Annotated in this window: 11 protein-coding genes and 1 pseudogene; 6 read left to right on the top strand and 6 right to left on the bottom strand. The window is 63.8% G+C overall.

The features are described from left to right. The first annotated feature begins 83 nt into the window (after positions 1–83). Genes ABCR88_RS08025 through ABCR88_RS08010 form a run of 4 tightly spaced genes read left to right on the top strand, consistent with a single transcriptional unit; the run spans position 84 to position 5,745 of the window. A complete protein-coding gene (locus tag ABCR88_RS08025; RefSeq protein WP_350404379.1) occupies positions 84–2,204 on the top strand; it encodes a 3-hydroxyacyl-CoA dehydrogenase NAD-binding domain-containing protein in 2,121 nt (706 codons plus the stop codon). Between the two features lie 17 nt (positions 2,205–2,221). Then, positions 2,222–3,403 (top strand): acetyl-CoA C-acyltransferase, encoded by a 1,182-nt coding sequence (locus ABCR88_RS08020; RefSeq protein ID WP_350404377.1) that lies wholly within the window; start codon positions 2,222–2,224, stop codon positions 3,401–3,403. Between the two features lie 10 nt (positions 3,404–3,413). Then, positions 3,414–4,601 (top strand): acyl-CoA dehydrogenase family protein, encoded by a 1,188-nt coding sequence (locus ABCR88_RS08015; protein WP_041116513.1) that lies wholly within the window; start codon positions 3,414–3,416, stop codon positions 4,599–4,601. Between the two features lie 10 nt (positions 4,602–4,611). Further along, positions 4,612–5,745: an acyl-CoA dehydrogenase family protein gene (locus tag ABCR88_RS08010; RefSeq protein WP_315868901.1), complete on the top strand. Its 1,134-nt coding sequence runs from the start codon at positions 4,612–4,614 to the stop codon at positions 5,743–5,745. Positions 5,746–6,057: 312 nt separating this feature from the next. Here ABCR88_RS08010 and ABCR88_RS08005 read toward each other — a convergent pair whose 3' ends face one another. From ABCR88_RS08005 to ABCR88_RS07995, 3 genes are read right to left on the bottom strand one after another with little or no spacing between them, the layout of a single operon-like run. Beyond that, positions 6,058–7,026 (bottom strand): nitronate monooxygenase family protein, encoded by a 969-nt coding sequence (locus tag ABCR88_RS08005; protein WP_350404376.1) that lies wholly within the window; start codon positions 7,024–7,026, stop codon positions 6,058–6,060. A gap of 31 nt (positions 7,027–7,057) precedes the next feature. Next, positions 7,058–8,413 (bottom strand): MFS transporter, encoded by a 1,356-nt coding sequence (locus tag ABCR88_RS08000; RefSeq protein ID WP_236202943.1) that lies wholly within the window; start codon positions 8,411–8,413, stop codon positions 7,058–7,060. 48 nt (positions 8,414–8,461) lie between these two features. Further along, positions 8,462–10,165: a long-chain fatty acid--CoA ligase gene (locus tag ABCR88_RS07995; RefSeq protein WP_350404375.1), complete on the bottom strand. Its 1,704-nt coding sequence runs from the start codon at positions 10,163–10,165 to the stop codon at positions 8,462–8,464. A gap of 322 nt (positions 10,166–10,487) precedes the next feature. Between ABCR88_RS07995 and ABCR88_RS07990 the strand changes: the two genes are divergently transcribed. Together ABCR88_RS07990 and ABCR88_RS07985 are read left to right on the top strand one after the other, a co-directional pair. Beyond that, positions 10,488–10,937 carry a PaaI family thioesterase gene (locus tag ABCR88_RS07990; RefSeq protein WP_015634532.1) on the top strand — a complete coding sequence of 150 codons (450 nt, stop codon included), beginning with the start codon at positions 10,488–10,490 and terminating at the stop codon, positions 10,935–10,937. A 158-nt stretch (positions 10,938–11,095) separates the two neighbouring features. After that, positions 11,096–11,884 carry an IclR family transcriptional regulator gene (locus ABCR88_RS07985; RefSeq protein ID WP_015634531.1) on the top strand — a complete coding sequence of 263 codons (789 nt, stop codon included), beginning with the start codon at positions 11,096–11,098 and terminating at the stop codon, positions 11,882–11,884. Between the two features lie 126 nt (positions 11,885–12,010). Here the strand turns inward: ABCR88_RS07985 and ABCR88_RS07980 are convergent, their stop codons facing one another. The 3 genes and pseudogenes from ABCR88_RS07980 to ABCR88_RS07970 all read right to left on the bottom strand — a co-directional run bounded on the left by ABCR88_RS07980 (position 12,011) and on the right by ABCR88_RS07970 (position 20,333). After that, on the bottom strand, positions 12,011–14,167 hold the full coding sequence (locus tag ABCR88_RS07980) for a filamentous hemagglutinin N-terminal domain-containing protein (protein ID WP_015634530.1): 2,157 nt from the start codon (positions 14,165–14,167) through the stop codon (positions 12,011–12,013). A gap of 464 nt (positions 14,168–14,631) precedes the next feature. Further along, positions 14,632–17,035, bottom strand: a pseudogene (locus ABCR88_RS07975) (GLUG motif-containing protein); the annotation flags it as partial. 412 nt (positions 17,036–17,447) lie between these two features. Beyond that, on the bottom strand, positions 17,448–20,333 hold the full coding sequence (locus ABCR88_RS07970; RefSeq protein WP_350404374.1) for a GLUG motif-containing protein: 2,886 nt from the start codon (positions 20,331–20,333) through the stop codon (positions 17,448–17,450). Between the last annotated feature and the right edge of the window lie 83 nt (positions 20,334–20,416).

Here is a 20,416-nt window from a genome sequence, read left to right as displayed (position 1 = left end):
CCAATCCTGATTTCCGTTCAGCGCCCGGAGCCCTCTGGGCAACCATCGGCCTCACGCTGCCCTTTCCTCCGGAGACTGCTGCAATGAGTCGCGACACCGCCCAGCCCTCTGTGGCATCCGCCCTGCACGGCAACATCCTGGTCCTGACCCTCGACAACCCGCCGGTGAACGCCCTTGGCGTGGAGGTCAGGCGCGGGCTGCTGGCCGCCATGGACAGCGCCGCCGACGATCCGACGGTGGCCGCCATCCTGCTGGTCGGCGCCGGGCGCCACTTCTGTGGCGGCGCCGATATTCGCGAATTCGGCCAGACGCCCCAGGCCCCGGCATTGCCAGCGGTGGTCAAGCGCATCGAGGACAGCGCCAAACCGGTGGTGGCGGCCATCCAGGGCGTGGCACTGGGAGGCGGCCTGGAAGTGGCCCTGGCGGCCCACTACCGCCTGGCCCTGGGCAGCGCCCGCCTCGGCCTGCCGGAAGTGCTGCTCGGCCTGCTGCCCGGGGCCGGTGGCACTCAGCGCCTGCCACGCCTGATCGGTGCCCGGGCGGCCCTGGAACTGATGCTCAGCGGCCGTCACCTGAATGCCCGGGAGGCCCTCGACCTGGGGGTGGTGGACCGCCTGGCGGAGGGTGAGGATGCCCTGGCTGCCGGCCTGGCCTATGCCCGCGAGCTGGTGGACAGCCATGCCGGCGTGCGGCGCACCCGGGACGCCCGGGCCCTGGGCGATCAGCATCTGCAACGCGAACAGATCAACGCCGCCCGCGAACAGCTCACGCACAAGGCCAAGGGCCTGCTGTCGCCGCAGAACATCATTCGTGCGGTCGAGGTGGCCCTTGACCGGCCCTTCGATCAAGGCCTGGAGGAAGAACGCCGGCTGTTCCAGGAATGCCTCGACAGCCCGCAGCGTGCCGGGCTGGTACACGCCTTTTTCGCCGAGCGCGAAGTGCTCAAGGCCCCGGAAACCCGTATCGCCCAGCCCCGCCCCATCGAACAGGTGGCCGTGGTCGGCGGCGGCACCATGGGCGCCGGCATCGCTGTCTCGGCCCTCGACGCCGGCCTGCAGGTCACCATGATCGAGCGCGACCAGCAGGCCCTGGACCGCGGCCGGGGCAACGTCGAGAAGGTCTATGACGGGCTGATCGAAAAAGGCCGCCTGGACGCCGCCGGCAAGGCCGCGACCCTGGCCCGCTTCCGCACCAGCCTGGACTACCAGGACCTGGCCCGGGCCGACCTGGTGATCGAAGCGGTGTTCGAGGACATGGCCGCCAAGCAGGCGGTGTTCAAGGAACTGGACCGGGTATGCAAACCTGGCGCGGTGCTGGCCAGCAACACCTCCTACCTGGACCTCAACGCCATCGCCGACAGCGTCTCGCGGCCTGCCGATGTCATCGGGCTGCACTTCTTCTCCCCCGCCAACATCATGAAGCTGCTGGAGATCGTGGTCCCGGCCAAGGTCGCACCGGACGTGGTGGCCACGGCCTTCGAACTGGCGAAGAAACTGCGCAAGGTGCCGGTGCGTGCCGGGGTCTGCGATGGTTTCATCGGCAACCGGATCCTCGCGGTCTACCGCCAGGCGGCGGACTACATGATGGAAGACGGCGCTTCGCCCTATCAGATCGACCAGGCCCTGCGCGACTTCGGCTTCCCCATGGGGCCCTTCCAGGTGGCCGACCTGGCCGGCGGCGACATCGGCTGGGCGACGCGCAAACGCAAGGCCGCCACCCGCAATCCCAACGCGCGCTACGTGCAGATTGCCGACCGCCTGTGCGAGCGCGGCTGGTTCGGACAAAAGACCGGCCGTGGCTACTACCTCTATGCCCAGGGCCCGCGCAGCGCCACCCAGGACCCGGAAGTCCTGGCCATCATCGACGCCGAGCGGGCCCGGGCCGGCATCACGCCCCGCCCCTTCGGCAACCCGGAGATCCTGCGGCGCTACATGGCGGCGATGATCAACGAAGGCGCCAACGTGGTGCACGAAGGCATCGCCCTGCGCCCCCTGGATGTGGACATCACCTTTATCCATGGCTACGGCTTCCCGCGCTATCGCGGTGGCCCGCTCAAGTACGCCGACCAGTACGGCCTGCCCCAGGTGCTGGCGGACATCCGCGAATTCGCCGAACAAGACCCGCTGTTCTGGAAAGCCTCGCCACTGCTGGAGCAGTTGGTGGAGCGCGGCGAGAACTTCGACAGCCTCAACCACAGCCATTGACTCAAGGAGCACGCGCCATGCGCGAAGCCGTCATCGTATCCACCGCACGCACGCCCCTGACCAAGGCCCACCGCGGCGAATTCAACATCACTCCCGGCCCGACCCTCGCCGCTTTCGCGGTACGCGCCGCCGTGGAACGGGCCGGCATCGACCCGGGGCTGATCGAGGACGCCATCCTCGGTTGTGGCTACGGCGAAGGCACCACCGGGCGCAACGTCGCGCGCCTGGCGGTGGTCCGCGCCGGCCTGCCCATCGGCATCGCCGGCACCACGGTGAACCGCTTCTGCGCCTCCGGCTTGCAGGCCATCGCCATGGCCGCCGGACGTATCGTGGTCGATGGCGCCCCCGCCATCATTGCCGGTGGCGTGGAAAGCATCTCGCAGATCCGCGGCCGCGGCAGCGACGACCCGGATCTCGATCCCTGGCTTGTGCAGCACAAGCCGGAGCTGTTCCTGCCGATGATCGAGACCGCGGACATCGTCGCCGCGCGCTACGGCATCAGCCGCGAGGCCCAGGACCGTTTCTCGCTGCGCAGCCAGCACAAGACCGAAGCGGCGCAACGGGCCGGGCACTACCGCGAGGAAATCATTCCCTGCACCACCACCATGGCCGTGACCGACAAGCAGAGCGGCGAGGTCAGCCAGCACCAGGTCACGGTGGACGCCGACACCTGCAACCGCCCGGGGAGCACTTACGAGGCCCTGGCCAAACTGGAACCGGTGCTGGGCCCGCAGCGCTTCATCAGCGCCGGCAACGCCTCGCAACTGTCCGACGGCGCCTCGGCCTGCGTACTGATGGAGGCCCGTGAAGCGGCCCGCGCCAACCTGCAACCGCTGGGTGTGTTCCGTGGCATGGCGGTGGCCGGTTGCGAACCCGACGAAATGGGCATCGGCCCGGTGTTCGCCGTACCCCGGCTGCTGGCCCGGCACGGCCTCAAGGTGGACGACATCGGCCTCTGGGAACTCAACGAAGCCTTCGCCTCCCAGGCGCTCTATTGCCAGCAGCGGCTGGGCGTCGCCGATGAATGCCTGAACGTCAACGGCGGGGCCATCGCCCTCGGCCACCCGTTCGGCATGACCGGTGCGCGCCTGGCCGGCCATGTGCTGCTCGAAGGTCGGCGCCGCGGGGTCAAGTACGCCGTGGTCAGCATGTGCATTGCCGGCGGCATGGGCGCCGCCGCGCTGTTCGAAATCTATTGAGGACGCCGACATGGACCTGAGTTTCACCCCCCAAGAAGAAGCCTTCCGCAATCAGGTGCAGGCCTTCCTCGCCGAACACTTGCCCAGCGAACTGAGTGACAAGGTGGCCAATGGCGAACGCCTGTCCAAGGCCGACATGGAGCATTGGCATTCGACCCTCAACACCCGCGGCTGGCTGGCCAACCACTGGCCCGAGGCCTTTGGCGGGCCGGGCTGGAGCGCCGTGGAGAAATTCATCTTCGAACTCGAATGCGGCCTGGCCAACGCGCCGCGCATCGTGCCGTTCGGGGTCAACATGCTGGGCCCGGTGCTGATCAAGTACGGCACCCCACAGCAGCAAGACTACTGGCTGCCGCGCATCCTCGACGGCCGCCACTGGTGGTGCCAGGGCTATTCGGAACCCGGTGCCGGCTCGGACCTGGCGGCGGTCAAGACCACGGCCGTGCGCGACGGCGATCACTATGTGGTCAACGGCCAGAAGACCTGGACCACCCTGGGCCAGCACGCCAACATGATTTTCTGCCTGGTACGCACCGACCGCGAGGCCAAGCCCCAGGAAGGCATCAGCTTCCTGCTGATCGACATGGCCAGCCCCGGGGTCGAGGTGCGTCCGATCATCACCCTGGAAGGCGACCACGAGATCAACGAGGTGTTTTTCACCGACGTGCGGGTGCCGGTGGCCAACCTGGTGGGCGAGGAAAACAAGGGCTGGACCTGTGCCAAGTACCTGTTGACCTACGAGCGCACCAACATTGCCGGGGTCGGCTTGTCCATGGCCGCGCTGCAACGCCTCAAGCGCGTGGCAGCACAGCGCACCCGCAATGGCCGGCCGCTGCTGGAAGACCCGCAGTTCGCTGCACGCCTGGCCCGGGTCGAGATCGACCTTGAGAACATGAAGACCACCAACCTGCGGGTGATCGCAGCGGTGGCCGGTGGCGGCGCGCCCGGCGCGGAAAGCTCGATGCTGAAGATCTGCGGCACGGAAATCCGCCAGGAGCTCACCGCTCTGCTGCGCCGGGCCATGGGCCCCGCCGCCCGGGTCATGCAGGACGAAGGCGACACCGGGGCGATGGACCTGGGCCCGGCCTTCGCCAGCAGCGCGGCGGCGCAGTACTTCAACAATCGCAAGCTGTCGATCTTCGGCGGCTCCAATGAAATCCAGAAAAACATCATTTCGAAAATGATTCTCGGGCTCTGAGGGTGCGCACATGAACTTCGAACACAGCGCAGAACGGCGCATGCTCGGCGACAGCTTGAACCGCTTTATCGCCCAGCACTACAACCTGGAAAAACGCCAGCAGAGCCTGCAGTCAAGCCAGGGTTTCAACTCCGGGATCTGGCAGCAGCTGGCAGAGATGGGGGTGATCGGCGCCCTGTTCAGCGAAGCCGACGGTGGCTACGGCGGCGGTGGTTTCGACCTGGCCCTGGTCTTCGAGGCCGTGGGCCGCGGGCTGCTGGTGGAACCGCTGCTGGGCAGCGCGGTGCTGGCCGGGGACGCCATCGCCAGCGCCGGTAGCGAAACGCAGAAGATCGAGCTGGCGCAGATCATCGACGGCAGCCTGATCGCCGCCCTGGCCCATGACGAACCCGACAGCCACTACGAACTCAACCGGGTCGCCTGCCGCGCCGAACCCCAGGCCGACGGCTGGCGCCTGGATGGCACCAAGAGCCTGGTGCTGCACGGCGAGCAGGCCGGGTTGCTGGTGGTGTCGGCCCGCACCGCCGGGGCCATTGACGACAGCCAGGGCATTTCGCTGTTCCTGGTGCCCAGGGATACCCCGGGCCTGGAGATCCGCGGCAGCGCCACCCTCGATGGCGGCCCCGTGGCGCAGGTGCGCCTGAACCAACTGCTTGTGCCGGGCTCTGCCCTGCTGGGCACCTTGCACCAGGGCCATGCCACCCTGGAGCGGGCCATTGGCCGCGGCGTGCTGGCGTTGTGCGCCGAAGCCCTGGGCGCCATGGAAGTGGCCAAAGTGGCGACCCTGGATTACCTGCGCACCCGCCAGCAGTTCGGCCGCCCGATCGGCAGTTTCCAGGCACTGCAACATCGCATGGCGGTGCTGCTGCTGGAGATCGAACAAGCGCGCTCGGCGGTGATCAATGCCGCCTCGGCCCTGGAGGCCGATCGCCTGGACCGCGAGCGCGCGCTGTCAGCGGCCAAGGTCAGCATCGGCCGCATCGGCACCCTGGTGGCGCAAGAATGCATCCAGTTGCACGGCGGCATCGGCATGACCTGGGAGCTGCCCCTGGCCCATTACGCCAAGCGGCTGGTGATGATCGACCATCAGTTGGGGGACGAGGATCACCACCTGCAACGCTACATCGCCCTCGGCAAGCAATAGGCCCCATGAATTGCGGCCCGGGCGGCCACCTGAGCCTGTCGCAAGGGCAGCAGGTGTCGCCGCCTTCCTTGCCCGGTGCGCAGCGCGCTGCCCGACGCTGCGCTCAATCCCCCTGCTGAACCCAAGCAAAGCCTGGCGCCGCATCAGCGCGGCGCCCGGCAAGGGCGTGTCCGAGGTCGACAACCGCTACCTGGAGGTCATGGAGACCCTGGCCTACCGCGGCCACGCCCTGAGCCTCATCCACAAGATCTGGTAGATCGCGAAAACGACGCTGCCGGCCATTGCCGGCAGCCTCCCCTTCCCACTTGCGCGTTACAGCAACCGGGTGCGCAACCCCTGGCAGGCCTGCTGATACTCCCTGCCCAGGCGCGCCACCAAGTCTCCGGCGCTCGGTACGCCGTCAACCACGCCAATCCCCTGGCCACAGCCCCAGATCTCCTTCCAGGCCTTGGGCTTGTGCCTGTCTGCGCCGAAGTTCATCTGCGAGGGATCGCTGCTGGGCAGGTCATCGGGGTCCAGCCCCGCGGCCACCAGCGAGGCCTTCAGGTAATTGCCGTGCACCCCGGTGATCAGGTTGGTGTAGACGATATCCTCGGCCGTCGACTGGCTGATCATCTGCTTGTAGCCCGCCACCGCGTTGGCCTCCTGGGTGGCGATAAAGGCCGAGCCGATGTAGGCCAGGTCCGCCCCCAGGGCCTGGGCCGCGAGGATCGAACGCCCCGAGGCAATGGCCCCGGAAAGCAGCAGCGGGCCATCGAACCATTGGCGGATTTCCTGCACCAGGGCAAACGGCGACTGGGTGCCCGCATGCCCTCCGGCGCCGGCCGCCACGGCAATCAGGCCGTCGGCGCCCTTGTCGATGGCCTTGCGCGCAAAACGATTGTTGATCACGTCGTGCAGCACGATGCCGCCGTAGCTGTGCACCGCCTGGTTGATCTCGGGGCGCGCGCCCAGGGAGGTGATGATGATCGGCACCTTGTGCTGCACGCAGACCGCCATGTCCTGCTCCAGCCGGTCATTGGAGCGGTGGACGATCTGGTTCACCGCAAACGGCGCGGCGGGCCGCTGCGGGTGCAGCCGGTCGTGCTCGGCCAGGGCCTGGGTGATCTGCTCGATCCACTCCCCCAGGCGCTCGGCCGGCCGTGCGTTCAACGCAGGAAAGGAACCGACGATCCCGGCCTTGCACTGGGCGATCACCAGCTCGGGAGTGGAAATGATGAATAGCGGCGCGGCCACCACTGGCAGGCGCAAATGCTGGGTGAGAATCTTCGGCAGGCTCATGTTCGGGCTCCTGGGCAATCCAATGGGTAGTTCATGATTCGGCGACGACCGCAGCGACCTTGGGCACCCGGGCGATGCGCGCGGTCACCAGTACCAGCCCGCCCGCCAGCAGGTACATGACAATCCCCAGGTACATGCTCGACACGTGGCCGCCGGTATGGCTGTTGATCACCCCGTTGAGCCAGGGTGTGACCGCCGGGCCGAGGTTGCCCAGGCTGCTGATGAAGGCAATGCCCCCGGCGGTGGCCGCCACCGACAGGTACTCGCTGACCAGGGCGAAGAAGATCGGCGTGCCGGCCTTGATCCCCACGTAGGCAAAACCCAGGGCCGTAACCGACAGCAGCAGGTGGCCGTTGAGCAAGGTGGTGACCGCCAGGCCGAACACCGCGATGGCCATGCAGCCGACGAAGTGCCAGCGCCGCTCCCGGTGCTTGTCGGAGTGCTGCCCGATCAGCACCATGCCGACGATCCCGACGATATTGGGGATCGCGGTGATCAGCCCGACCTGCAACAGGTCCTTGCTGCCCCAGCCCTGGATCAGGCTCGGCATCCAGAACACCAGCATGTAGGTGGCGCCCAGGAACATGAAATAGGCCGTGGACAGCAGGTAGATCCTGGGGTCGCGAAACATCTGCGCCAGACTGTCCTGGGATTTGTCCCGGGCGTTCGCCAGATCCTGGGCCATGTCGGCGTCCAGCAGGCGCTTTTCCCCGGGGCTGAGCCAGCGGGCCCGGGCCGGGCTGTCCTGCAGATAGAAAAAAGCCACTACCCCCAGGACACTGGCCGGCAGCCCCTGGATCATGAACATCCATTGCCAGCCGTGCAGGCCGACCGCGCCGTCCAGGTACTTGAGGATGCTGCCCGAGACCGGCCCGGCGATCAGCCCGGCGACCGCGGCGGCGGTCATGAAGATGGCGATCACCTGCCCCCGGCGCGGCGCCGGGAACCAGTAGGTGAAATACAGGATCACCCCGGGGAAGAACCCGGCCTCGAAGGCCCCCAAAAGAAAACGCAGAACGTAGAACTGCATCGGGGTGCTGACGAACATCATCGCCGCGGCCACCAGGCCCCAGCAGAACATGATCCGCAACAGGGTCTTGCGCACGCCGCTGCGCTTGAGCATCAGGTTGCTGGGCACTTCGAAGATGAAGTAGCCGATGAAGAAGATCCCCGCCCCCAGGCCATACACCGCATCGCCGAACGGCAGGGTCTGCTTCATCTGCAACTGGGCGTAGCCGATGTTCACCCGGTCCAGAAAGGCCACCATGTAGCACAGCATCAACAGCGGCAGCAGGCGCCAGCGGATCCTGGCGTACAGCGTGTCGAGCTGCCGGGCATGCTCGGGTGAGGCGTGGGGATCCTGGACCGTTATTGTTGTTGTAGTCATTGTCGTCTCCGACGCAGTCGCGGGTTGGCCCGCCTGGGAAATCACTCTTCAGCTATGGGTCGCCTCGCGATCCTGGAGCACGCGCCACATCACCTTGCCGGAGCCGGACTTGGGCAGGCTGTCGACGAACTCGAGCACACGCGGCACCTTGTAGGCGGCCATGTGCTCGCGCGCCCAGGCGATGATCTCTTCGCTGGCGGTGTGGCCCCGGGCCTCGCTGCGCAGCACCACCAGGGCCTTGACGCTTTCCCCGCGGTAGGCGTCCCGGGTGGCGATGACACAGGCTTCGTGCACCGCCGGGTGCTTGAACAGCAGCGCCTCCACTTCCGCCGGCCAGACCTTGAAGCCGCTGCTGTTGATCATTCGCTTGAGGCGGTCGGTGAGAAAGAAATAGCCCTCCTCATCCATGTGCCCCAGATCGCCGGTGCGCAGGAAACGCTTGCCCTCGAACTCGACGAACGCCGCCTCGGTAGCTTCAGGGTTGCGCCAGTAGCCTTTGAACAGCATCGGGCCAAAGGTGATGATTTCCCCCACCTCGCCGGGTGCAAGTTCCTCCAGGGTGCGCGGGTCCACGACCCGTGAATCGACGCCAAAGAACGGCATGCCCAGGCATTGCAGCTTGGCCCGCTCAGGGGGGTTGCCATGGCTGGCGGCGGCGGTTTCGGTGAGGCCGTAGCCTTCGAGAAAAGTCAGGCCGAACTCCTGGCGCAGGCGCTGCGCCACCGCCTCGGGCATCGCCGCCCCGCCACCGTTGATATGCACCAGGCTCGACAATTCGAAGTCCTGGTAATGGGGGCTGGCGAACAGGTCGATGACCATGGTCGGGATGCAGGTCCAGTGGGTCACCCGGTACCGCGAGATCAGCCGCCCGGCCAGCTCCCGATCCCAGCGCGGCATGATCACCGTACTGGTGGCATCGAACACCGCCCGCAGGACAAAGCACACCAGGCCGGTGATGTGGAAGAACGGCACGACCCCAAGGCCCACCGACTCCACGGTGGATTGGGTCCAGCTGCCGCTGACCGCGTTGCTCATCAGGCTGCGATGGGTGTGCATGCAGCCCTTGGGATGGCCGGTGGTGCCCGAGGTGTATTGCAGCAGCGCCAGGTCATCGGCCTGGGCAGTGTGCGGGCCGGGGCAGCAGGCCTGTGCCAGGGCCTCGTTCCAGCGCTGATAGCCCTCGGGCAGCGCTGGCTCGCTGCGCAGCCAGGCATCGATCTCGGCGCTGGCGACCTCCGCCGGGTGCATGTCCGCCGGCGCCGGCATGGCATCGCTGTAGCGGGTCACCAGGACCCGGTGCAGTCGCTGCTCGGGTTCGAGGCTGGCATTCGCCGCCTGGGCGATGGGCGCCAGGTCCGCGGCGCAGATCAGTACCCGCGCCTGGGCATCGCCGAGCTGGTAGCTCAGCTCTTGCACCTTGTTCATCGGGTTGACCGGCACCAGCACCGCATTGGCCCGCAGGATGGCGTAGCAGGCGACGATGAATTGCGGGCAGTTCTGCAGGTACAGCGCCACCCGGTCACCGGGCTCGACCCCTTCGCCCTGCAACCAGCCGGCCAGCGCCAGGGCCTCGGCCTGCAACTGGGCAAAGCTCAGCGTGTGGCCGAAAAACCGGTAGGCGACCTTGTCCGGGTAACGCCGGGCCGCCACCTCCAGGTTGAACCAGAGCGAGGTGGCCGGCACCGACAAGGCCAGGGGCAGGCGCTTGGGCCAGACACGGTGATGGGGGCGCTGGGTACGAGCGGTGGACATGGAAGACTCCTTCAAGCCCGGGAATGATCGAGGGAACAGCCATGGACAGCGTCATCCGGTGCCGGCTGGCCAGCCAGGCCGCACGTTGATGGGCCACCGCCCCGGATCGATCCTGCCCCATGCGGGGCGTGATTTTCAACCACTTATATTCCGCTGTGCGAAATAACATTCCATATTGACCAGTAGAATATTCGCTGACATCCTGCATTTCAACGAGCCATTTGCCCTGCGAAACACAATCAGAACAATCACTGCTGCCTGGCCACGGGGAACACCTGCCCTCCAGGACACCCGACCGGGACTGACCCAAGAGCCATCGCCCATGAGTGCCGTACCCGAAGTTTCGATGCTGCAAGGCCTGTTCAGCGGATTCGCGGCCCATCTCGGGTTGAACCTGCGGGAATACCAGCAGGCGCAAACCGTCATCGCGGTCACCGTCCAACCTCATCACCTCAACCAGGCCGGGAATCTGCACGGCGGTGTCATCGCCTCCCTGGCCGACACCGCCATGGGCATGAGCGGCACCTGGCATGCCGACCCCGCCCAGTGGCGGCTGGCCCTGACCCTGTCCCTGAACATCAACTACATGGCCGCGATCCCACCGGCCACCGAGGTCCGGGCCGTGGCCCGTCTGCGTGGCGGCGGGGCCAAGATCTTCATGGCCAGCTGCGACCTGCTGGATGCCCAGGACCGCCTGCTGGCCAGCGCCGAAGGGGTGTTCAAGCGCGGCCGCCTGCGCGCGGCAGCCACTGAGGTTGTGGCGTGCCCTTGATTGGCCGGTGATGGCGTCAGGAACGGAATCGGGTTTCGTCAGGGAATCGCAGATTTCAATTGCGGCGGTTCCGGGATAACATTTTTCCTTTGTTTCCACGAATCCGCTGCGTGGTCAACCGGCATTGCGCCCGGCACCAGCCCCTACCGGAAGACCCCATGCAAGACCCGAACGACTCCCCGGAACAAGCGCCCAAAGACCGTAAGTTCGTCGAAGCCCTGGCCCGAGGCCTGGAAGTCCTGCGGGCCTTTACCCACGGTCACGCGGTACGCGGCAACCAGGACATCGCGCGCATCACCGGCCTGCCCAAGCCCACGGTGTCGCGCCTGACCTACACCCTGACGCAACTGGGCTACCTCAAGTACAACCAGGACCTGGAGAAGTACCAGCTGGATTCAGCGGTACTGGCCCTGGGCTACGCCTACTCCGCCAGCCTGCGGGTGCGCCAGCTGGGCAAGCCGTTCATGGACGAGTTCTCGCGCCGCACCAACACCACCGTCAGCCTGACTTGCCGCGATCGCCTGTCGATGATCCACGTCGACAGCAGCCGCCCGCCGGAAGTCGCCAGCCTGCGCATGGAGCCCGGGCTGCGCCTGCCCCTGGCCACCAGCGCCGCCGGGCGCGCCTACCTGGCCGCCACGCCGAAAATCGAGCGTGACCATCTGTTGGGGGAAGTGGCGAAAAAGCTCGGTGATGAATGGCCTGCCCTGGAAAAATCCCTGGAAGACTCCTTCCGTGAATACGAAGAGTTCGGCTTCTGCCTGTCACTGGGCGAGTGGGACCGCAACGTCAACGGTGCCGGCGTGCCACTGCGCCTGGCCGACGGCAGCATCATGGCCCTGACCTGCGGCGCCCCGAGCTTCCAGCTGTCCAGCGAAAAACTCGAAAGCTCCCTGGCCCACCAACTGGTGATGCTGGCCCGGGATCTGGAAAGCCTCGGCGTCTGAGGCAGTCTGCACCGTTGAATCCCGGGATCAGGCCCGGGAGATGTTCAGGCACAACGAAAAGACCCCTGATCCACAAGGGACACAGGGGTCATGAGTCAAGCGCACAGAGACAAGGGGGCAACCCGGTTAAAAAGCCAGCTTCTTCCGGTTGACACCTACCACACTACCCACGGTGGCAGGTCCTAAACCGACTACCTGGCCGCTGGCCGACGAGTCCTTGATAACGCCAGACTGATTGACGCCAACCAGCCCCCCTACATTGGTTTGTGCATAACCGACTACGATTGCCGAAGAGTTGGAGCGCTCAATGCTGCCGCCCTGGTTATTGCCCACCAACCCGCCCAGATTCAGACTTTTGGAGTAACCCTCTCTACCACTGTCAACGGAGCCCGCACTTGAAGAATCGGTAATGCGCCCTTTGTTGACGCCAACCAGCCCGCCTACACCGCCCTGCGCTCCGAGGGCATAGGGGTTACCACTTCTGATGCTCACCTGAAGATTGCTGGTGCTGACGTTGGCAATCTTTCCGCTGTTGAGCCCGACCAAACCGCCGATGGCACTGGAGCCGGAGGTATAAGTTGGACCGTAGATGTTCATCGAGGCGAGCTTGAGATTGCTGATACTGCCGGACGAACTGGCGAACAGTCCTCCATGGGGGCCATTGCTGTTGACCGTGAAACCGCTGATGGTGTTACCCAGGCCATCGAAGACTCCGGTAAACGCCTGACTGCCGCCAATGGACGTGAAGCTGTCACTGCCGTTGATGGTATTACCCAGCACATAGCGACCACTCAAACCGTTGTTGATCCCCTGCAAATGCGCGGCGTTCTGAATGACCTTGTACGCTGCACCGTTGTCGTTGAACCGGGCATCGCTACCGGACAGGGTGACCTTGCCATCCTTGCCCGTGGAGAAATCACCAGCGTGGTTCAGCCCGAGACCGCTGTTGCGCCCGGTCAGTTCGACATGACCGTCAAGCTTGATGTTGCCCTTGGCGTTCAACTCGACCCGGGTATTGGCGCCCTCGCCCCTGAGGCTGCCATTGATTTGAATGTCCTTGACCGATGAGAGGGTCAATTGGTTGCCACTGTTCCAGGAAACCGGCCCGGTCAGCACCAGACTCCCTCCGGTGCTGGCCAGCTCGACATTGGTCGTGTCCAGGTTACTTGCCAAGGTATAGTCCTGAATGGCGTTCCAGTAACTTGCAGGGCCCCCGCCAACCTTGACCTCCAGGCTACCGACCTTCCAGGTTCCCGTTTGCCCATTGCTGGCCTGAGTATTCACCCGGGTATCCTCATGCACTATGGTAAAAGTCCCTCGGGTCTCGACTACGCCGCCATTACCTTCGGTCCCCAGGGCATGGGCCGACAATGAACCGCCAACGTTGACTATGCCCGAGACGCGGCCATCCAGAATGATCCGGCCGGCTTTTTGCGACAGGGTATTGGCCTCGATGGAGCCCTGGTTATTGACCACCGTCTGAAACACCATTCCGGCATCGGCAGTCATCAGTACCTGTCCACCATCGGCCTTGAGCAGACCCGTGTTGCTCACCAGAGCGTTGATCGCTGCGGCATCCACTTGAAGATCCAGCAGGTTGTTAGCGTCAAGGCTAACAGTGAAACTGTTGCCTGCTCCCAACGCCACGTTCCCTTCCTGCGCCTTGATCATGCCTTCGTTGCGAACCTTCGCCCCCAGCAGCGTGATGCTTCTACCGTCAGGCACTGTGATGGAACCCTGGTTGAGGACCTCAGCCGTTGAAGCGCCCGTAAACTTGTAGTGGCCGGCGTTGAAGTTGTTATCAGTGATGTTCTGGGTCGAGGCTATCAGACCGCCAACATTCACTTGCGCGCCCTGGCCGAAGACCACTCCATTAGGGTTGATCAGGAACACTTGGCCGTTGGCATTGATCTGCCCCTGGATGTTGCTGCCGTTGACGCCGACGACCCGGTTCAAGGCAATCGAGGTACTGGAGGGCTGATTGAAGTTCACCACTTGATTGGACTGAACACTGAAGTCATTCCAGTTGGTGATCAGTTTGTCCGTGTACTGATCGACAAACATGTTCTGGCCCTGGGCAAGGATGTCGGCAGTGCCGGACACCACCACCCCCCCGGTGGGCAAGGCAAAAGCAGAGGGCAACCCGGCCAATGCCAGGAGGCTGGCCGCCGCCACGATCAACCCCTTGCCGGAACCTGAGCGACGACGGCGACGCACGCCCTCGTGAGCCACATTCCAGCACCCTTGGGCCTGGTTCCACACCAACGCGTAAATCTTGTTCATGAAGATTCCTTATCGACTCATCAAGACCCTGCAAACCTTCGCAAGGCGACACAACATCCGCAGGGGCACAGCCCCGACAGGAATACGGCTAAGCGCCCAAGCCCCCCCTGACAAGGCACTGCGCCCGTCGCATCAAATCACTCAGAAAAAACTGCCATGCAGCAACGGCTGACTGCCGCCAGCCATCAGAAAAGAGAACAGGCCCCATAGCGCCCCTTGATCAGGCCGAACGCTTCGGTAACGCCGCTTTCTCGTGCTGAGAAAGCGGCGTTGTTCCTTGACGGTTTGAGTTTGCCCGCAGGGCGGCGCCTGTTGGCCGATAGCAGCCTTGAAGCTACAGATACCAGGAACGTCAGGGGTTGGCCTAACACTCCTGGAACCTGCATACACCCGGTATTAGCGGGGGTTCCTCATCGGTTACTCATCAAGGTCTTAGTGTTGGAGCAGGATGAACCGGCAACGCGAATTTCACTTTACGTTCTTACCGACCACGCTGCCGACGCTCGAGACAAACTGTGTGTGCACCACGCCAGTGGCCTTGACGTTGCTCAGTACACCATTCTGGTTGAGCCCCACCAGACCACCGGCGGTGTCCATCCCTAAACCAACCACCATTGCGCTGGCTGACGAGTCAGTGATCCGACCAGAGTGGTTGAAGCCGACCAATCCCCCTGCGTTGTTGCTGTAATACCCCACTACGGTGCCCGAGGCGCTGGAGCGCAGGATGCTGCCGTTCTGGTTGTAGCCCACCAGGCCACCCAGGTTTCGGGAGGCAGCGTAAGCGTTACTATCCAGCCCGATCATTCCCGAGCTCGAAGAGTCAGCGATCGAGCCGCCCTGGTTGATCCCCACCAAGCCGCCCATACCTACCGGTGCCTGACCGCCCATGGAGCCCCCGACCCGAACATTGGCGTGGCTATTGCTCACGGAGCCCGTGTTCAGGCCCACCAGGCCACCGGCTGCCGAAGTGGAGGTATTGCCAGCCACCGAACCACTCACCGATGAACCCTCGATGGAGCCGCCGTGGTTGATCCCCACCAGTGCGCCGATCTGGTTGTCCTGATCGTCAAGGGCACGTACCTGGAGATTGCTGGCTTGGACGTTGCTGATACTCCCGGTGTTGCTTCCAACCAGGCCGCCGACTGCGCTAGCACCCTCGTTATTGGCTGGCCCCTTGACGGTGAGCGAGGCGAGCTTGAGGTTGCTGATGCTGCCCGAGGAACTGGCGAACAGACCGCCATTACCGCCATTACTGTTGACGGTGAAACCGCTAATAGTGTTGCCCAGGCCGTTGAAGACACCGGTGAACGTGTCGGCACCACCAATCGAGGTGAGGCTGCCGGAGCCGTTGAGGGCAGCGCCCAAGACGTAGCGGCCATCAAGGCGCTTATCGATTGCCTGCAACTGCGCAGCGTTCTGAATGACCTCGTACTTGGCCCCGTTGGCGTCGAACCCGGCACCGCTGCCGGACAGGGTCACCTGGCTGTTTTTACCCAAGGTGAGGTCAGCACCGTGGTTCAGGCCCAGGCTGCTGTCGCTCCCGGTGAGTTGCACTTTACCCTTGAGCTCAATGCGCCCATTGGCATTGAGTTCGGCCCGGGCCTTGGCCCCATTGGCTGTCAGATTGCCATTGAGCTGAATGTCCTTGGCCGCAGAGAGGGTCAACTGATTGCCGTTGCTCCAGTTGATCGCTCCGTCCACCACGACATCACCCTTGCTGCTAGCCAACTCGATATTGGTCGTCGCCAGATTCCGCGACAGGGTATCGCCATGATTGATCCCGAAGTAGGCTAAGGGCCCGCCAATCGCGACCTGCTCAGATTCGATCTTCCAGGTTCCCGTCTGACCATTGTTGGCCTGGGTGGAGACACGAGCATTTTTTTGCACCCAAGTCATCCCGCCGCGGGTTTCGATCACACCACCGTTACCTTCGTCCGAGGCATTGGCCAACAATGCACCGTCGACGTTGACCATGCCCACATCACCGCCGTCCAGGGTGATGCGACCGGCCTTTTGCGACAAGGTATTGGCCTCGATCGTGCCGGTGTTGTTGACCACCGTCTGCGTCATCGCGCCGGCGCTCTTGGCGGTCATCAGAACGTGACCGCCATCGGCCTTGAGCAGACCTCCGTTGGCTACCAGAGCATTGAGCGCAGCGGAATCAATTTGCAGATCCAGCAGGTTGTTGCCGTCAAAGCTGACGGTGAACGCCTCACCCGCACCCAATGCCACACGGCCGTTTTGCGCCGTGATGGTGCCGTTGTTGAGAACGTCTGCCGCCAAGAGTGCAACACTGCCACCATCAGCGGCGGTGATCTTGCCGAGGTTGACGACTCTTGCCTTGGAGGTGCCGGAGAACTGATAGTTGCCGGCATTGAACTGCTCGTTGCCGATGCCCTGTGTCGAGACCACCAGGCCGCCAACATTCACTTGAGCGTTATTGCCGAACACCACCCCGTTGGGGTTGACCAGGAACACCTGGCCGTTGGCGTTGATCGTCCCCATGATCATGCTGCCATTGACACCGATCACCCGGTTCAAGGCAATCGAAGTATTGGTGGGCTGATTGAAGGTCACCGATTGACCGGTCTGGACATTGAAATCCTTCCAGTTGGTGATCAGCTTATCGGTGTTCTGGTTAACGGACATGTGATTGCCCTGAGTCGAAATATCCGCGCTCCCGGACACCACCACGCCCCCTGTCGGCAAGGCGAAAGCCGATGGCATGCACGCCAAGGCAAGGACACTGGCTGCCGCCACAATCAAGCTTTTTCCGGAGCCCGAACGACGACGGCGGCGAGCGCCTTCGTGAGCCACATTCCAGCACCCTTGGGCCTGGTTCCATACCAACGCGTAAATTTTGTTCATGAAGATTCCTTATCGATTTATCAAAACCCTGCAAACCTTTGCAAGGCGACACAACATCTGCAGGGGCACAGCCGCCCCGGCAGAAAACGGCCAAGCACCCATGCAACCTCGGGCCATGCATTGCGCCCGTTGCAGCGGATCACTCAGAAAAAAATGCCATGCAGCAACGGCTGACTGCCGCCAGCCGTCAGAAAAGAGAACAGGCCCCATAGCGGCCCCGGATCAGACCAAACGCTTCGGCAACGCCGCTTTCTCGTGCAGAGAAAGCGGCGTTGTTCCTTGACGGTTCGAGCTTGCCCGCAGGGCGGGGCCTGTGGGTCGATAGCAGCGTTGAAGCTACAGATCCCGGGGACGTCAGGGATTGGCCTGACGCCCCTGAAACCTGCACATACCCGGTACTAGCGGGGGCTCCTCATCTGTTACCGGCCACGCTCTTGATGTTGCCGAAGGACGAAGACTGACGTATCTCTCCCCGGTCGACCCCCGCCAAACCACCAAGGACGGCATAGCTACCACCACTTACGTGACTGCTGGTGAGTGAGTTGACGAGCCGGGATTTGTTTTCGCCTACCAGGCCACCCACCTTGCTACGCAAGCCTCCATAGACGCTGCCTTTGGCCGATGCCGTATCGATGAGACCACTGGCATGGGTGCCAACCAGACCGCCGACAGCACTGTTACTCTCGCCCCGGACGCGTCCGCTGGCCGAGACCGAGCGCAGATCACCCGCGTTGTAGCCGACCAGACCGCCCACATGGCTGTTGGAGCCGCCGTATACATCGCCTTGTGCCTCGGCGTATTGGGTGATACCGCCAGTGTTGTGCCCAATGAGTCCGCCAACATGGGTGGAATCCACGGCAGCTACCATGCCCGAGGCTTCGGCACCGCTGATTTCACTGTTCACGTTCTTGCCGACCAGGCCGCCGACGTTGAAGCTCTTTTGTCCATAGTTCTCACCACTGGCCTTGACGTTGCGCAGAACGCTGTTCTGGTTGAGCCCCACCAGACCACCAGCGGTATCAAGCACTAGACCAATCACCATTCCGCTGGCTGACGAGTCAGTGATCAAACTGGAGTTGTTGAGACCTACCAACCCTCCTACGTTGTTGCCAGCCCCGCCAAACACCAAGCCCGAGGCGTTGGAGCCCACTATGGTGCCGTTCTGGTTGATACCCACCAGGCCACCCAGGTTGCGGTAGGCGTAGTCATGAATGCTGCCCAACCCAAGCGCTCCCGAGCTTGCAGAGTTAGCGATCGAGCCGCTCTGGTTGATCCCCACCAATCCGCCTATACCCACCAGAGCATGGCTGTTCATGGTGCCCCTGACATCGACATCGGCGCTGCTCCGGCTCACCGAGCCCGTGTTCAGGCCCACCAGGCCACCGGCTGCCGAAGTGAGGGTATTGCCCAGCACCACACCGGTGATCGACGCATTATCGATGGAACCGCCGGAGTTGATCCCCACCAGCCCGCCGACCAGGTTGTCCTGCCGGCTCTGGGCATTCACCTGCAGATCGCTGGCGCTGACGTTGGCAATGCGCCCGCTGTTGCGTCCGACCAGGCCACCGAGTGCACTGGAACCGGAGGTGGGCTTGGCACCGTTGATGGTCAACGAGGCCAGCTTGAGGTTGCCGATGCTGCCGGACGAGCTGGCGAACAGTCCGCCATCGGTGCCGTTGCTGTTGATCGTCAAACCGCTGAGGGTGTTGCCCAGGCCATCGAAGATGCCACTGAAGGCCTGCTGGCCACCGATGGAGGTCAGGCGCGCGCTGCTGTTGATGGAGTTGCCGAGGACGTAGCGACCGGCCAGATCCTGGTCGATTGCCTGCAACTGCGTGGTGTCTTGAATGACCCGGTAGGCTTCGCCGTTGGCGTCGAAACGCGCTCCGTTGCCGGACAGCGTGACGCCGCCATTCTGGCCCATGACAAACCCACTACCGTGGTTCAGCCCGAGGCTGCTGTTGCTGCCGCTCAGCGTCAGTTGACGGTTGAGCTTGATACCACCCTGGGCGTTGAGTTCGACCCGGGCATTGGCGCCAGAGGCAGACAGGCGATCATTCAGGCGAATGTCTTTGGCCGAAGAGAGGGTCAACTGGTTACCGCTGGACCAGCGCATCCCGTTTTCCACCGCTACATCGCCCTTGCCACTGGCCAGTTCGATATTGGTCGTGGCCAGGTTGCGCGACAGGGTGTCGGCATGGACGGTGTTGCTGTTGGCGTTGAAGAAGGAGCCCACCTTGACTTCGTTGCTGGCGATCTTCCAGGTGCCCGTGCGGCCATCCCTGGACTGAGTGCCGACCTTGGTCGGCAGCTGTACGCGGGTGGTGGCGCCCCGGGTCTCGATCAACCCGCCATCGCCCTTGCCGCCTAGCGCGTTGGCCTGCAGCGAACCATCGACGCTGACCACGCCCACATCGCCGCCGTCCAGGGTGATCCGACCGGCTTTTTGCGACAGGGTATTGGCTTCGATGGTGCCCTGGTTGTTGACCACGGTCTGCAGCATCGAACCTGCGCTCTTGGCGGTCATCAGCACTTGGCCGCCGTCGGCCTTGAGCAGGCCGCCGTTACTCACCAGTGCATTGAGCGCCGCGCTGTCGACGTGCAAGTCCAGCAACTGGTTGCTGTCGAAGCTGACGGTGAAACTGTTGCCCGCAGCCAGGGCCACGCGCCCGTTCTGGGCCTTGATCGTGCCTTCGTTGCGAACCTTCGCCCCCAGCAGAGCCACACTGCCACCGTCCGCCGCGGTAATAGAACCGAGGTTGGCGACTTCAGTCGCCGCAGTCCCGGAGAACGTGTAGCGGCCGGCCTTGAAATCGGCATCGCTGATGTCGCGGGTCGTAGCCACCAGGCCACCGACATTGACCTGAGCTTTATTGCCGAACACCACCCCGTTGGGGTTGATCAGGAACACCCGGCCATTGGCGTTGATCTGCCCATGAATCTGGCTGCCATTGACGCCGACGACCCGGTTCAGGGCAATCGAAGTGCTGGTGGGCTGATTGAAGGTCACCGATTGATTGGCCTGAACACTGAAGTCATTCCAGTTCGTGATCAACTTGTCCGTATGCTGATTGATCGACATGTTCGGGCCCTGGGTCAGGATGTCGGCACTGCCGGACACCACCTCCCCGCCGGTGGGCAAGGCAAACGCCGAGGGCAACCCGGTCAATGCCAGGAGACTGGCGACCGCCACCACCAGGCCCTTGCCGGAACCGGTACGCCGACGCCGGGCGCCTTCGTGAGTGACGTTCCAGCAGCCTTGGGCCTGGTTCCATACCAACGCATAGATCTTGTTCATGAAAACTCCATATCGATTTATCTACGTACTACAAACCTTTGCAGCACGGCACTGCCGCTGAAGCGCCTGCTAGGCCTTCAAAA

The organism is Pseudomonas sp. W17, from assembly GCF_040268305.1.
Classification (GTDB): Bacteria; Pseudomonadota; Gammaproteobacteria; order Pseudomonadales; family Pseudomonadaceae; genus Aquipseudomonas; species Aquipseudomonas protegens.
This window is presented reverse-complemented; position numbering and strand designations above follow the sequence as displayed.